Consider the following 15,005-nt stretch of genomic DNA (forward strand, 5'->3'; position numbering starts at 1 on the left):
AACAAGACCAAAGGGGCATCATGCTGGAGGCGCCGGCGAGTCGATGCAACCGGCAATGCTAGCAACGGAACACAACGCGTGCTGGCAACTCTGGCAAGGTGACGCCGTCCTGATCGAATGCGTCGAGAGGCCTGCCATCGACCTCCACGCGCACCAGCGGTCTAGGCAGCGGCGGGCGCATGACGATGCCACCGGGCGGGCACGCGAGCCCCGGCTGCGCGTCGAGCCGCAGCGTGTCCGGTCCGTCGCGCTGCAGCGTGTAGCTCAGCGGTCCCCACCACGTTGGCAAGCCCTCGATCGCGACACCGTCAGCGTCAAGCCATGCGTCGGAAAGGCCGGCCGCGATGACCAGTGCCGCGTCGCTGGAACGCTCGTAGGCGAACATCCCGAGTACCGCCAGCACGTACTCCGCCCCGATCCATGCGTGCGGCACGTCGCCCAGATGGCCCGGGCTGCGAGGGTCGCGCCACGAGATCTCGGGCCACTGATTCCAGGCTGGCGGCCTGCGATCGGCGAGGAAGAACTCCAGCAGCTCGTGCGCGTCCGCTCGGCGGCCGAGCCGCACCAGTGCGCCGAGAACGCGAATCTCGTACGCCGAATAGTTGTTCCACTCGATCTCCCTGCGACGGCGCTTGCGGAAGTGATGCAGGTAGTCGTCGAAAGTCCGTGCGAGCGGGCCGGGCGCAAGGCGTTCGGGTGCATCGGTGGTCGCGATGGCCGTGGCGGTGGCCGACGGGTCCATATCCGCCCACTCGACGGAGCCGGGGATGTAGTTCAGTGCGTGCGAGGCCATGGTCGCCGCGATCGATTCGTACAGGCACCCGCCGAACTCGCCCTGCAGGGCGCGAAGACGCGCCGCCTCGCCCTCGGTGCCGAGCGCTCTCGCCAGATCGGCGCCGTCGCCGATCCCGCGCAGCGCCCAGAAGTCGTCCCAGTATGCGTGCACCGGTTGTGCGAGATAGCCCTCGTGACTGACCGACTCGGGCAGGATGCCGAAGCAGGCCTGTCGCTGCGGTGTGCGAAATTCCGGCGTGCGGCGCTGCGCGAGGAGCGACTCGAGGTAGCCGATCGCGCGCTGCGCCGCCGGCCAGAGCGCCGCGGTGAAGTCGCGGTCGCCCGTGAAGCGGAAGTACTCGGCGAGCGTAAACACGAACTGCCCGTGGCTGTCGTGCTCCGGCAACCAGTCCGGGCCGTCGCGATCGACGACGCAGGGCACGTTGCCGTCGCTGGCCTGGTGGGTCGCGTACCAAGCGAGAAAGTCGCGCACCTCGGTGGCGCAGCCCATGCGCAGCAGCGCGGCGGACATTGTCGCGCCATCGCGGATCCAGCACCGCGTGTAGCGCCGCGGCCCGGGCTGGAGAGCCGGGCCGTCGCGGTTCGCCAGGATGTGCGCGGTGGCGGAACGCAACGACCGAATGCATTCCGACCCGTCTCCTCCGATCTGCAAGCGCACGCGGTCGAGCTTGCGCGACCAATGGCCCACGGCTTCGTCGAGGCTCGATGGCTCGTCCTCGCGCAATCCCGAAGCGGTCACTGGGCCGAGCGCCGGTCGCTCGAGGAAGGGCACTGCGATTTCTGCGTCACGGCTCGCCGTCGGCGGCACGTCGAGATCCCAGTGCAGCGCGCCGGACGCGCAGCCCAGCGCGTCGACGATCTCTGTGTGGGGCGGCGGAACACCCCGCACCAGGTGGCGCATCACGCCACCCTGCTCGAACGCCGCGGCGCCGAAGCCGCTGGCCGGCGTACGCGGCACGACTCGCGTGGAGCCGTTGACCAGCGCCACGCCGCCCTGCCAGGCGAGCGACCGGATCTCCGCGATGCCTCCGATGCCACGGTACGACTGCCAGGGCGGGGACACCTGGAAGGGACGCAGCGCCACGAAGAGACGAACTCGCCGTGCGGCGGGGCCGCCGTTTTCAACCCGGTACCTCGCCACCGCCTGCGGCCGCCCCGACTCGATGGCCGCGTACGCCGTGATGGTCAAGGTCAGGTCGCCGTGGCGCCACGTGGAGGACGGGATCGGTAACTCGCCCTGCTCAAGCGAGACGCCGATCTGCGCGTCGGCCCAGGTGATCAGCGTACCGTCCGCGTAAAGGAAGGGCTCCAGCGAGAAGCTGCCGCGCTCGGGCTCCAGCATGCCTTCTTCGTTCATGATCGCCGCCGTCGTCCCGCTCGGGGCGCCCGTGGGTGTCCAGTACGACTGCTCGCGATGCAGCCAGCGCGGATGGTGTCCGCGGGGCTCACTCGCGGCGACAGCGTGGAAGAACTCGGAGAGCGAGCGCGAGAAGTCGAAGGGCCGCAACTCGAGTCGGCGGATCTCGGGCGGCGCGGCGGCGGCCACCCCGTGGACCAGCAGCCGGAGGTGCCGCGAGCGTCCGCCGCCCGGCAGGTAGACGTAGCTGCGCTCGCCTTCGGCCTGCGTTGCGGTGGCCAGTGCCGTCCACGCGGCGCCGTCGTCGCCGCTCTGGACCTCGAAGGATAGTGGGGCCCCGTCCCCTGCCCAGTCGATCACCAGGCCGCCGTACTCGTGCTCCCGGCCGAAGTCGAGCGCGAGCCAGGCGGGAAAGTCGCCGGGCGCGCCACACCAGCTGGTGTGCGGCGATGGGTCCAGTGCCTGCTCCGGCGCGTGGCCGGGTGCCGCGCTCGAGGCAGCGACCCGCGGCGGGCCGGCCGGTGCCAGGTCCTCCAGGCGGATGTCGCAGATCGACACGGTCCCGCGGCCGCCCGGTCCCGCGACGATCGCGATCTCCAGCACGCCCAGCTCGCGCAAGGTACCGCCGCCGGCCGGCCCCCAGGCGAAGGTCACCTCGCTGCTGCGGATGCGCAGCGCCTGCCACTCGGAAGGGAACGTGTAGGCGTCACGATGCCACCACCAGACGTTGTGGCCGCTCGCGTCCGCCAGCTTGATCTCGAGCTTGTTCGCCGGCGCGGCGCCGCGCACGCGCAGCGACAGGGCCCATGCCGGGGGCATCCGGCGCGCCACGAGCTTGCGCGCCACCACGAAGCCGCCGCCGCCATGAAAGTCGTAGTCCAGTCGCAGCGCGGGGTGGCCGGGCGGGCCGGCATCGGCCGCGAGCTCGAGACGCGCCCGGCCGGACACGATCGCGCCCCAGCCGGAGATGTCGCTCAAGTCGTCCAGCGGCTCACCGTTCGGCGTCATGTCAGCCATGTCAGCCCACCTCGACTTCGATGACGTTGTCACCGCCCTGCAGCACATCCATCGGCACGAGGGCGCCGCCCGTGCGGTACGGGTGCGGCTCGCGCTCTATGGCCAGTGGCTGGCCGTTGCATGCCAGCGCCTTCGGCCCGTGCCCCAACGCGCCGACGCGGTAGCGCACCGTCACGGCTCGCCCTTGCAGCTGCACGCGCGCGACGAGTCCGTCCAGCGCCCGCGGTAGCACCGGGTCTATGCACAGTGCCGACCGCTGCAGGCGCAGGCCAAGCAGGCACTCACGCACAAGTCGCACGGCGATGCCTGCACCGCTCGAGTAGACGCGCCAGCCGCCCTCGACATCGACGGCGCCGGTGCGCACCGCGTCGTAGGAAGCCGCGGCCTCGGCGCGATCCGCGAAGTCGGCGTCCGAGCTCGACGTGTAGCAGTTGGCCTGGCGCAGCCGCGCGTTCGCAACGGTATCGCGCAGCCCGACCGGATTCGCCTGCCGCAGCGCGTGGAACGCGGCCTCGCCATCGCCCAGGTGTGCCAGGGCCTCGGCCCAGCGCAGGTGGGCGTGCATGTACATCAGGCCGATCTCGCGCCCGAAGTAGGTGCTGGTCTCGGCACGCTGGAAGTGTCGCTGCAGGCCGCCGTGATAACGCAGGGGCCGATCGAACAGGCGCGCGCCGTCGGCCGCGATCAGGTGACTCCGGATCAGCTGCACGTGATGCGAGGCCTGCTCGGAGGAGAACAGGTTCGCGAGGATCGCATGGATCATCGGGAGCACGCTGTACCGCACGCCGGTCTCGCCGTCGTTCGGGTGCAGCCAGTGCTCCACCGCGCCGCCGGACCGAAAGCGCGCGAGACCGGCGACGACGCCGTCAGCAACGAGCAGCCGCTGAAAGTCCTCGCGGATGCCCGCCAGCGAAGCCTCGAGCGCAGTGGCCAGGGCATCGCGGCCGCACTGGCGCAGTGCCTGCGCCAGTGCCGACACGGTCTGATAGTGCAGCGTCACGGTCCACGCGCTGCACAGTTCCCCGGCCAGCGCGGGGTCGGCCGGCTGGAGCGAATCGTTCCAGTCACCGTGACCGTACGCCGCCAGGCGCGTGCCTGGGATCACGCGTCGGTCGATCAGCGCCAGCGCGCGCTGGACGTGCGCGAGCACGCTGCCGTGCTGCGCCTTCGCGTCGCCTTCGGGATGAAAAAACGCCACCTGCTCGTCGAGCACCGCCGCGTCGCCTCCGGCGAGCAGGTATCGAGCGAGCGCCAGCAGCGGCCAGAACACGATGTCGCCGTGCGAGTCGCCGGCGCGTATGCCGCGCTCACGCTCGAAGAACATGAACCACTGCGGCCAATCACCGTCCTCGTTCTGGTTGCGCAGGACGCGCAACAGCAGGTCGCGCACGGGCGGCATGCGCCCGAGCGACAGCAGCAGTTCCACTGGTCCCTGGCACACATCGCGCGTGCCCCAGCCGCCGCCCGAATACTGTTCGAGGCCGCGTGGGGCGAGATGGTGGATCCAGGCGTCATGCGCGAACCACGGCAGGATGGCCGCAAGGCGCGTAACGTCCGTGCACCCGGGATGCTCCAGGACGAGCTCGCCGGTCATGCCGCGCCAGAAGCGTTCCGCGCAGGCGGCGTCTGCCGCATACCGGTCCACTGCAGCCTCGGCGGGAGGTGCGGCGGTGAGCTGGCCGGTGATACGCAAGCCCAGCGTCGTGCTGGGCGCGGTGACGAGCACCACGAATGGCTGGCCGCGCGACCGGCCGTCCGCGAACAGCAGCTCGTCGCCGCCCACGCGCTCCAGCACAGTCTCACGCGTGGCATCGATGCGGAACGTGCCGTCCGGGAAGCGGCGGCCCAAGTCGGAATCCGGCAGGCAGGCGAAGACCATGGCCTGTCCGTCGCGGGTCCAGCGGGCCGGGACTGCCTGCGAACCGTCATCTCCGTTCAGGGCCACGTGGTGCGACACGAGGAAGCGGCACGGCGGTCCTTCGAGCACTCGCGCCGTAAGCCACAGCTCGTGCCGGTCCACTGCCGCCCAACTGCGCACTTCCAGCAGGAGATCCGCATGGCGGTAGAGCCAGCGTGCGCCGCTGCCGGTCATCTCGAAGGCGGATGGCCCGCCGAGAAGATGCCAACGGCCGTAGCGCTCGATGAACACCCGCTGGCCGTGCGAGCAGAACAATGAGAGGTACGAGTGCGTGGTCGAGAGGAAGCGGTTGATGCTGACGTGTCCCTGGGTCACCATCGAATGGAAGACCCCGCCCATCCACACCGTCGTCGTGAGCGACGCTTCGTCGGGCACGAGGCGCTCGCCCGTGCGCAGGATCTGCCCGTGCGGGCGCAGGCTGGCGCGCTCCTTGGCCGGCAGCACGACGTGCCCGCCGTCACCGGTGAACCAGGACAGCAGCTGCCCGTGCGCCTCCTCGACGGCACGGCGCTCGGTGCGGAACTGCGCCGCCAGCGTGCCCGGATCGAGCTCTTCCGCGGTGAGCAGCGACGCATCGCTGAACAGCGTCGCGGCGCGCACCGACGCCGCGCCGCTGTACTCGCCTGGCGGGGCAGCCTCGGGCAGCGCCTGGGCGCGATCGACGAAGCCGAGGTCGGCGGCACTGCTGGCATGAGGATGGTCGGGCTCCAGCCATGCGAAGAAGCCGAGGGTGGCGCGCTCTCCTGCGGCGAGCCGCAGCGGATCGTCCTGCAGCACGGCCATCGAATGCTCGTGCTGCCGGCGCGTTGCGGGCAGGCGCTCGGCCAGCAACGCCGCGGGCGGCCCCCCGGCGCGCGTGGACAGCCCGTGGAACTGGAGCGCATCGGTGCAAAAACCTGTCGCTCGCCGCAGGGAACCGAGGCACAGCCATGGATGGCGTCCGCCTACGGACAGGTTCTGCCGCACCGCCAGCACGGCCCCGCGCGAAGGATGCGCCAGCGGCGTGTGGTCGACGTACTGGCTCACGTAGTACTCGTTCAGCCGCACGGCGCCGTAGTCGGCGAGCGCGACGTCCTGCGCATGGACGAGATCCACCATGGCCGATCCATCGCCGGCGATCTCCAGCGCCACGTGCCAGAACCACGCCGGTGCGGACGCGGCCAGGACCAGCGACACGCGAAAGCGGATGCCGCTCCAGTCGCCAGAGATTGCGAGGCCCTGTGTGCCGAACCGAACCAGCCCGGGGCTGCGCGGGCCGAGCAACGGCGTCCAGTCGACGTGCGCGCCGTGGCGACGCAGATACAGATTGGCCGGACCGCCCTCGACTTCATTGCCGAGAAAGGCGTTGACGATCACGTCGCGGTAATCGATGCGGCGGATCGACCCGTTCCGATTCAACTCCACCGCCAGTCCACTCGGGCTGGCCAGGCGCAGCGGTCCTGTCTCGCTCATTGGACAACCTCCGCCCTGCGGGCTGCGGTGCTATGAGCCTTCGGAGCGGCCGGGCGGCTCATTGGATAACCTCCGCCCTGCGGGCTGCGGTGCTATGAGCCTTCGGAGCGGCCGGGCGGCTCATTGGATAACCTCCGCCCTGCGGGCTGCGGTGCTATGAGCCTTCGGAGCGGCCGGGCGGCTCATGCTGTGTAGGTCTCGCGGTGGACGGAGTGGGCGCTCCACGTCGCGCCTGCCTCGAGCGTGAGGCACTGGTCATGGCACGTGCTGAGCGCTTCATCGGACTCGAACGTGACCACGGTGATGGAGCGCGTGGCGAGCAGGCGGATCAAGCGCGCCGTCTCATCGACGCCGAGCAGCTTGCTGGGCCTGTCGAGAACGGCAAAGCGCGGGGTGGCGAGCAGAACGCGGGCAAACGACAGGCGCTCCTGGTCCGCCAGTGAGAACACGTCGTCCCAATCGTGCTGGACCTCGAGGCCACCGGCGCGCGAGACCGCGTCTTCCACCCCTACGGCGCTCAGCACCGCGCCGATCTGGGCTTCGTCGGCCTCGTGCTCTTGCTGGGTGCGCAGCAGCGCTTCGCGCAAGGTCCCCGGCGGCAGGTAGGTCCGCTCGGGCAGGAACAGGATGGCGCCGGGCGCAGGCCGCACGATGCGCCCCTCCCCCGCCCTCCACAGTGACGCGCTCGCACGGAACAGCGCGACGCGAGCCGCTTCGTTCGGACCCATCACCAGCACATGTGTACCGGGGGGGACGGTGAATGTGAGCGAGCGCAGTACTGTGGCGTCGTCGTGTCGCGAGCGCAGCGACAGCGCCTGCCACGCGAGCTGCATGCCATCTTCCCGGATCTCGATGCCGCTTGGGCGTGGCGCCGCCGCTTGCTCGGCTCCGTCCTGCAGGGCCGACAGCCGTGCAAGCACGACCGCATAGCCCGAAATCTGCTGGAACTGCGTGATGACCAGGGAGAATGCGCCGATCAGGTGCGAGAACGCCATGGCTGACTGGGTGATCACGCCGAACGCCGCCTCGCCCCGTATGAACAGCGGCGCCACGATCAGCACCGGGATGATCTGGATCAGGTAGTTGTAGCCGGTGGTGAAGAAGCCCAGGTTTCGGTTGACGCCGATGATGCGCTCGGCGTTCGAGACCAGGTCGTCGACCCGGCGCCGCAGGAGGGCGCCGATGCGGCCTTCGCGCCGCAGCATCGCGACCGATTCCGCGTTCTGGCGCAAGTGAACGAGATCAGCCCGCAGATGGGCTTCGCGGTCGGCCTGCCGGTAATTCAGCCATAGCAGCGATCGACCGAACAGCACAGTCAGGCATGAGCCTAGCGCCGCGTAGGCCACCGCGACACCGAACAGCAGGGGGCTGATCGACCACATCACGCTGGAGAACGCGAGGGTCGTGAAGGTGGTGTTGAGCAAGACCAGCATCAGCGAAATCGTCGTCGCCGTGAAGGCGCGGACGTCGTCGGCAATGCGCTGGTCCGGGTTCTCGATCCCGCTCTCGCGCAGCCAGTAGTAGGTGCCTTCCTCCAGGTACTCGCCGACGAGTCTGCGCGTGAGCCACCCGCGCCAAAGCAGCGCAAGGTGCTCCTCGGTGTAGCGGTAGACGACCGCGGCGACGGTGGATACCGCGAAGACTGCCACGTAGATGGTGGCCATCGTGAGAAAGACCGGCATGCTGCGCCGCTCGATCGCGGTCATGAAGTCGCGGCCGACATAGCTGTTCAGCACATTCAGGCCGTTGATCGCGAGCAGCAGCGCCAGCAATGCCACAAACAGGCGCTTCGCGCGACTCCCGGCTTCCGGCGAGCGCGCGAACGAACTCACCATCTCGCGCCAGCGCAACCAGGATTGCCGGTTGAGCAGAAAGCCATCGCTCTCGTCCATCTTCCCCCGATCATTCGGCCGACTACCCATGGCACGCGTTGCGATTGCTTGAGCGCGGGATTCCAGATCGTGGCCACTCTATCCCAGTATTCGAGGATGGCGAAGCGCTGCCTTCTGCAGTGCGCTCGACCTCGAGCTAGGACAGGCCCTAGGCGGCGCGGACATCGGATCCCGCGAGCGTGAGCGCCCGCGGGGCTCGTCAGCTTCAATCAGGAGGACAATGCGGCATGAACGAACCGATCAAGTCCGGCGATCGCTGCGAAGTCATTGCCGGCGCCCTCGGAATCAAGGGGCCGAACGTCGGCAAGCAAGTGACGGTGGGCGAGTTGCGCGGCGAGCACAGCGAGCACGGACGTATATGGCGCTGCCATGGCGAAGGGCTCGTGACCGAGTTCGGCGCCTTCGGTACCCAGGCCGACTTCGCTCAGTCCTGGCTACGCAAGTTACCGCCGAGCGCGGTACCCCCAGCAGTGAAGCAACGGGAGAAGGTGTCAAGCGGCTGACAAGCCATTGACTGAGCACCAGTACCGATGGCTTGGTGGGCGCCGCGAGTATGGTGCAAGAGCAGACACACACCACCGCCAGCCAACACGGTCGAAGCCCGACTCGACAAGGGGCGAGCCGTGAACCGAGCGACCCCGCAGCGCCCGCGCTGCGCGCGGGCCCAACGAGAGCCGCACCCTTCGCAGCGCGGCGCGAGTTGTAGGCGTTCTCGCGCGTGCCTGCTCGCCTTTTTGGTAACGATGTGCTGATGCAGGCCTCGAGTTGGCTGGCGCCCAACTCCCCGCTCGCGCTCCAGCTGCAACGCCGGCCACTCACGCAGAGCGTCACACCAGCCGCCTGGTGACCGGGCCCCTGCTGGCCCGGATCCGGACTTCACGGGCACGCTGACGTCATCGGAGGCGGTAGATCAGCCAGCTGCCTGCCCGAACAGGAGTTTCCTCACCAGTGCCTTCTTCCTCCATGGGTCGGCGGACAATGCGCTCTTCGCTGCACCCATGGAAAACTGTCTTGGCACGCCCCTCTCCCTGGCCTGAGAAGGTCATGGCGCTACTGCGCGCCGGCAACCCGGCGGCCGCGATCGCCCAGATCAAGGTGGCGCCCAGCGTGCGCGAGCTGCAGGCGCTGGAGAAAGCGCTTGCCGCCGCCCAGCTGGCAGGAAGGTGGCGCGACGTCGATGTCGCCATCGCCGAAAGCCAGCAGGCGCTCTCCGCGCCTCGGCTGCACCGGTCGCCATGACCGGAACCTTTGCGTCGCTGGGGCTCTGCGCCGAGCTCTCGCACGCGTGCAAGGCGGCGGGCTACGCCGCTCCCACCCCGATCCAGGTGGAGTCCATCCCGTCCCTGCTGGGCGGGCAGGACCTGCTCGGCCTGGCCCCGACCGGCTCCGGCAAGACCGCGGCATTCGCGCTGCCGCTGCTGCAGCGGCTGGTCGCCGGCCGGCAGCACGCGCCCAGGCGTGTGCGCGTGCTCGTGCTGGTGCCGACGCGCGAACTGGCGGCGCAGGTCGGGGAGGTGTTCCGCCGCCTCGGCACGTTCTTCACCCGCCCGCCGAAGGTCGCAGTGCTCCATGGCGGGGTGTCCGTGAACCCGCAGATGATGGGCCTGCGGGGCGGCGCCGACATCGTGGTGGCCACGCCGGGCCGCTTACTGGACCTGCTGGATCGCAATGCGCTGCGCCTGGACGCCGTCGAGGCCCTGGTGCTCGACGAAGCCGACCGCCTGCTGGACCTCGGCTTTGCCGCCGAGCGCGAGCGTGTGCTTGCTGCCTTGCCTGCCAGGCGGCAAAGCGTGCTGTTCTCTGCCACCTTCCCGCCGGATGTGCAGGAGTTGGCCGACAGCCTCCTGCACGACGCAGTGCGAGTCGAGGCAACATCCCCACCCAGCGCCGAGCCGGCGATCATCCAGCGGGTGATCTCGGTCGATGCGCGGCGCCGTACCGAGTTGTTGCGCCACCTGGTGCAGCAGGGCGGGTGGCAGCGCGTGCTGGTGTTCGTCGCGACCCGCTACGCCACCGAACACGTGGCGCGCAAGCTGTACGACCGCGGCATCTACGCCGCACCGCTGCACGGTGACTTGAGCCAGTCGCGGCGCACCGAGGTGCTGGACAATTTCAAGGACGGTGGCTTTGACGTGCTGGTGACCACCGACCTCGCCGCCCGCGGCATCGACATCCCCGGGCTGGAGGTGGTGGTCAACTACGACCTGCCGCGCTCACCCAACGACTATGTGCACCGCATCGGCCGCACGGGACGGGCGGGCGCGAGCGGGGTCGCCGTGAGCCTGGTGAGCGCAGGCACGGAAGCGCACTTTCGGCTGATCGAAAAGCGGCAGCACCTGACGCTGCAACGCGAGCAGGTGGCGGGCTTCGAACCCGTCGAGGTGGTAGCGGATAGCAAGGCCACAGCCGAAGCAGGCGTCGGTGGGGTCAAGGGAAAGAGACCCAGCAAGAAAGACAAGTTGCGCGCGGCGGCCGCCGCCGGGGCGGTGAAACTGGATCGCGGCGACTCGTGACATCGCTGTGTCGGGCTGCATGCGCAGGACGAAAGGCGTCTACGGGCTGGATTGCCACTTCCAGCCAGGAGCGGACTCCCTCGACGGCCAGCTAGGCGGATGACGTCCCGAAACGCCGAAGCACACCTTCAACGGTTCCCAGACGAGCGACAAACACGGCCTCCCGGCGAGGGTCAAGATACTTGCACATCTTCAGGAGGAGACCCATCTCAGCCGAGAATTCCGATCCGATGATCGTGTACCCCGCCTTGAGCTTGGCGATGAGGACTGCGTTGTTGGCTGCACGGTGATGCGACTCGACGCGCGAGCAGCCAAGTGCTCGCGCCTCTTCCTCGATGCCCGCCATCAGTCGCTTGTACACGCCCCGATGGCGATGCTCGGGCAGGACGCCCGAGTTCCCGACGTGCAGGACTTCCCCGGGCAACAACCAGCCGTGACTCCAACCGACCAGCACGTCGCCCTCGAATGCGCCGACTCGCACCTGGTGAGCTCCGGATTTGGTCGGGGCTGACGCAGTCGTGCCAAACAGGCGCTCGCGAACGATTTGGCGATCAGGATCGTGCAGGATCGCGTCAAGCATCCTGGTGAACGCAGGTTCCTCGAAGCGGTCGACGCTGCGGATTGTGATTTCTATGGGATCGCTCATCCGGCGCGAGCATACCGTGAGGCGCCGCCGCGCCGGCCAGGACGGGGAAGTCCCTTTCATTCTTTAGGCTGGAGGGGGTACCCTCGGTCCAGTCACTGCACCCAAGATGGGCCCGGTGGAGGTCAGAGATGAGCATGCATCCCTTTCGCCCGCTGTTGCTGGCTGCGCTGCTGTTGTCGGCTTGCGTCTCCCAGGTGGTCAACCCGGTCACCGGTCGCACCGAGCTCTCGGCGATGGACGAGGCCGCCGAGATCCAGGAAGGCGCCAAGGCACATCAGGACGTGATGAAGGAGTACCGCGCCTACGCGGACCCCGGATTGCAGGCCTACGTGAACGAGGTGGGCCAGAAACTCGCCAGGCAGTCGCACCGGGCCAACCTGAAGTGGACCTTCACGGTGCTCGACAGCCCCGAGATCAATGCCTTCGCATTGCCCGGAGGCTACGTGTACGTCACGCGCGGGATCATGGCCTACCTCGACAGCGAGGCCGAGCTGGCAGGGGTGATGGGCCACGAGATCGGCCATGTCACCGCGCGGCACGGCGCGCAGCGCGCAACGCGCCAACAGACTGCGGGCATCGGCGTCCTCGCCGCCACGGTGCTTGGCGCCGTGCTCGAGGCGGGCGGCGTGGGTGGCGCGACCGGCCTCGCGAGCCAGGTGTCGCAGACGGCCGCGGCGGGCTACATCGCGTCTTACAGCCGCGACCAGGAATCTCAGGCTGACGAGTTGGGGGCTGAGTACCTGACGCGCAACCGCTACAACCCGCAGAACATGGTCGAAGTGATCCAGGTGCTGAAGAGCCAGGAACAGTTCGCCGCCGACATGGCCAAGGCTGAAGGCAGGCGGGTGCCGTCGGCCTCGAACTGGCTCTCGTCGCATCCGGCCAATGACAAAAGGCTCGCCGACATCAAAGCGTTCGCTGCCAAGTACAAGAGCCAGGAAGGCTATGCCGACGACGGACGCGCGCGCTACCTGCAAGCCATCGCCGGCATGGCCTTCGGCGACAGTCCCGAACAGGGACTGGTCCGGGGGCGCAACTTCTATCACGAGGGCCTAGGCATCGCGCTCACGGCGCCGCAAGGCTGGCAGATCCAGAATGCCCCCGAGGCGATCGCGCTCGTCAATGCCGCCGGCGACGCGGGCCTGGTGGTGCGCCTCGTGCCACCGAAGGCCGGCAACACGCACGAGGAGGTGATCCGCAATGTTCTCAAGCCGCTCGACGGCCGGATCGACCGACGCACCATTCATGGTTTGGCCGCCACTCATTTCTCGGGGACGGTTCGCAACCAGCAGGGGCAGACCGGACAGGTCGCGCTGACCCTGGTCAGCGGCCCGGCCGGGCGTACCTACTGGCTGCAGCAAGCGGCCAGCAACGCCGACGCGCGCCAGCGTGCCCAGGCCGGATTGATGGAAGCCGAGTCCTCCTTTCGCCCCATGTCACCGGCCGACCGCGCGGCGGCCAGGCCGTGGAGCGTGCAGGCGGTGCCCTATCCGCGCGGGGGTTTCGGCGAGCTGGCGAAGTCGACACCCCTGCCGGCGGAAAGGGCCGAGGCGCAGCTGAAGCTGATGAATGGCGTGTACGGTGGTGGCGCTGATCCAAAGCCCGGGCAAGCGGTCAAGGTGGTGAAATGAGCTCGGGCAGGATCGCCATTGCGACTTCGACAACGGCGCAATCAAATCCGCATCGCTGTTTGTCCTAGCAGTACCCGCCTGCCTTGTCGACTCCAATAAGAAATGCTCCAGAAAGCGCAGCCGCTTGTCTCGGTCCTGATTCCGGCCTACAAGGCGTCGCTGCTGATCGAGGGTGCGATCGCATCCGTACTTGAACAGGGCCATCCTGCCGTGGAGATCCTGGTGGCACCAGACGACGGGCAGGACTACAGTCGGCTGGCGCATCGCTATCGGGAGGTGAAGGTCATCCCTTCTGCAGCAGTGCGCAGTGGTCCGGGCGCCGCTCGCAACCGAGCCCTCTATGAGGCCAAGGGAGACTTCATTACGGTCCTCGACCACGATGACCTGTGGCAACCGGGATACCTTGGGGCCCTGCTTGAACAGGCGGAGAGGCGCGGCCTGGCTTTTGGCCGGTCCAACCCGGTGGACCAGGACCTGCAGCCAATCAGGGTTCCGCCGATGGAGGCCTCTTTGGACATCGAGAGGTTTGCAATTGCTGCCTGTTCGGTGCGACCCATGGCGCACCGGTCTCTCGAGGTCGCGTACTACGATTTCTTGAGCGAGGACACCCTGCACGCGGCCACCTTGCTGGCCAGGCACGGTCCCTCCCCAGTGGTCCCGTTCGGGTACTGCCAGGTGGTCTCACCGACTTCAACCGCGGCGTCGACGAAGGAAGGCGTTTTCCAGGATACCTACCTGCGGCTGGCGAAACTTGCCCGCGACAACCCGCGCGCTATCGGACTGGACGCCGTTGGTCGAGCCGGCCGGGAGCGAGTGGCCCGACTGTTCGAGTACCGTCTGGAGGTGAGCCGCAGGTTTCAAGACGCAGGTGTCCAGAGCTTTGAGCGCTGGATCGCAGGAAAGGAGCTGTCGCTGGCCAACGATATCTGGGAAAAACACGGCCACCCGAGAGTTCACGAGGTGGCCGCCGCGAGCTGAAGGGGGCGAGGAGAAGCTCCCTGCCGCCGGCGGTCGAAGCCCGTGCCGAGCTGGCGATCGGCGAAGACAAAGGGACACCCACGCGAGTCCTGGTCGGTGACCCCCGCTTATTCCAAAAGAGCGGACTTCTGGCGGAGTGGACGGGACAAGCCCTGCCACGCCGCCCTCCAGAGGGAAAAGGTCGCCGGGAACGCTCGCGATTACACGGTCTGGTTCACGGTTTGGATGGCTTCAATGATAGCTCGACCGGGCCACTTGACGCGGCCACGTGCCTTCTCAGCGGGATAGCTCACTTCATGTGGCTTGATCGATCACAATCGAGTCCAACGTCGTCAAGCGGACCGAAGAGTCGAAATGGTCAAATGGGTAGCTGTCGTCTTAGTCGGCACCGTAACCTGCGCCGCAGCGTTTGCGCAATCCCTGGACGATCGGGTTCGCGAGCTCGAACGTCGCGTCGAGCAGCTTGAAAAGCAAGTTGCGCAGCCCGCGTCATCCGTCAGCGCCCCTAAGCCCGCATCCAGACAGCCGGACGGTTGGCGGCATCGAGAGAATTGGCGTTCCCTTACGCGGGGTATGACAGAGGGCGACGTACGTTCCATTTTGGGTGAGCCACAGCAGGTCAACGTCTATCCGAGTTTTAGCCGCTGGGTATACCCCGCGGGAGGTGATGCAACCTTTGACGCCGGACGGGGACTTCAGGGTTGGACTGAGCCACGCTGAGGTGATGTCGGCCGTCAGCTGAGCTTAACAGTCAAGACCGCGCCGACGGGATGCCCTCCGAGTCGAACCACCGGACATCCCGCGCA

9 protein-coding genes are annotated in these 15,005 nt (G+C 68.1%); 5 read left to right on the forward strand and 4 right to left on the reverse strand.

The window, feature by feature from the left end; all coding sequences use genetic code 11:
* Positions 1–58 precede the first annotated feature (58 nt).
* The 3 genes from UC35_RS06450 to UC35_RS06460 all read right to left on the reverse strand — a co-directional run bounded on the left by UC35_RS06450 (position 59) and on the right by UC35_RS06460 (position 8,431).
* Positions 59–3,169, reverse strand: coding sequence for a discoidin domain-containing protein (locus UC35_RS06450; RefSeq protein ID WP_227820474.1), 3,111 nt, complete (start codon positions 3,167–3,169; stop codon positions 59–61).
* A gap of 1 nt (position 3,170) precedes the next feature.
* Positions 3,171–6,539, reverse strand: a complete 3,369-nt coding sequence (locus tag UC35_RS06455) for a GH36-type glycosyl hydrolase domain-containing protein (protein WP_061497320.1) — start codon at positions 6,537–6,539, stop codon at positions 3,171–3,173.
* 182 nt (positions 6,540–6,721) lie between these two features.
* Positions 6,722–8,431, reverse strand: coding sequence for an ABC transporter ATP-binding protein/permease (locus tag UC35_RS06460; protein WP_061497322.1), 1,710 nt, complete (start codon positions 8,429–8,431; stop codon positions 6,722–6,724).
* A 227-nt stretch (positions 8,432–8,658) separates the two neighbouring features.
* On the opposite strand from UC35_RS06460, the gene UC35_RS06465 reads away from it, so the two are divergent.
* From UC35_RS06465 to UC35_RS06475, 3 genes are all read left to right on the forward strand, one after another.
* Positions 8,659–8,934, forward strand: coding sequence for a hypothetical protein (locus tag UC35_RS06465; RefSeq protein WP_061497324.1), 276 nt, complete (start codon positions 8,659–8,661; stop codon positions 8,932–8,934).
* 508 nt (positions 8,935–9,442) lie between these two features.
* Positions 9,443–9,670 carry a hypothetical protein gene (locus UC35_RS06470; RefSeq protein WP_061497326.1) on the forward strand — a complete coding sequence of 76 codons (228 nt, stop codon included), beginning with the start codon at positions 9,443–9,445 and terminating at the stop codon, positions 9,668–9,670.
* Positions 9,667–10,944 (forward strand): DEAD/DEAH box helicase, encoded by a 1,278-nt coding sequence (locus UC35_RS06475; RefSeq protein WP_061497328.1) that lies wholly within the window; start codon positions 9,667–9,669, stop codon positions 10,942–10,944. Before UC35_RS06470 ends, UC35_RS06475 begins: the two co-directional genes overlap by 4 nt.
* A gap of 91 nt (positions 10,945–11,035) precedes the next feature.
* Here the strand turns inward: UC35_RS06475 and UC35_RS06480 are convergent, their stop codons facing one another.
* Positions 11,036–11,590, reverse strand: a complete 555-nt coding sequence (locus UC35_RS06480; RefSeq protein ID WP_061497330.1) for a GNAT family N-acetyltransferase — start codon at positions 11,588–11,590, stop codon at positions 11,036–11,038.
* Between the two features lie 155 nt (positions 11,591–11,745).
* On the opposite strand from UC35_RS06480, the gene UC35_RS06485 reads away from it, so the two are divergent.
* The gene (locus UC35_RS06485) at positions 11,746–13,221 is read left to right on the forward strand and encodes a M48 family metalloprotease (RefSeq protein WP_227820476.1); all 1,476 of its coding nucleotides are present in this window, start codon (positions 11,746–11,748) and stop codon (positions 13,219–13,221) included.
* Positions 13,222–13,323: 102 nt separating this feature from the next.
* Positions 13,324–14,199, forward strand: a complete 876-nt coding sequence (locus UC35_RS06490; protein ID WP_061497334.1) for a glycosyltransferase family 2 protein — start codon at positions 13,324–13,326, stop codon at positions 14,197–14,199.
* The last annotated feature ends 806 nt before the right edge of the window (positions 14,200–15,005 follow it).

This window comes from Ramlibacter tataouinensis (assembly GCF_001580455.1).
Classification (GTDB): domain Bacteria; phylum Pseudomonadota; class Gammaproteobacteria; order Burkholderiales; family Burkholderiaceae_C; genus Ramlibacter; species Ramlibacter tataouinensis_B.

Bases quoted from the DNA above. Each gene is read 5' to 3' on its own strand.
- UC35_RS06450 (WP_227820474.1), bottom strand. From the start codon at position 3,169: ATGGCTGACATGACGCCGAACGGTGAGCCGCTGGACGACTTGAGCGAC.
- UC35_RS06455 (WP_061497320.1), bottom strand. From the start codon at position 6,539: ATGAGCGAGACAGGACCGCTGCGCCTGGCCAGCCCGAGTGGACTGGCG.
- UC35_RS06460 (WP_061497322.1), bottom strand. From the start codon at position 8,431: ATGGACGAGAGCGATGGCTTTCTGCTCAACCGGCAATCCTGGTTGCGC.
- UC35_RS06465 (WP_061497324.1), top strand. From the start codon at position 8,659: ATGAACGAACCGATCAAGTCCGGCGATCGCTGCGAAGTCATTGCCGGC.
- UC35_RS06475 (WP_061497328.1), top strand. From the start codon at position 9,667: ATGACCGGAACCTTTGCGTCGCTGGGGCTCTGCGCCGAGCTCTCGCAC.
- UC35_RS06480 (WP_061497330.1), bottom strand. From the start codon at position 11,590: ATGAGCGATCCCATAGAAATCACAATCCGCAGCGTCGACCGCTTCGAG.
- UC35_RS06490 (WP_061497334.1), top strand. From the start codon at position 13,324: ATGCTCCAGAAAGCGCAGCCGCTTGTCTCGGTCCTGATTCCGGCCTAC.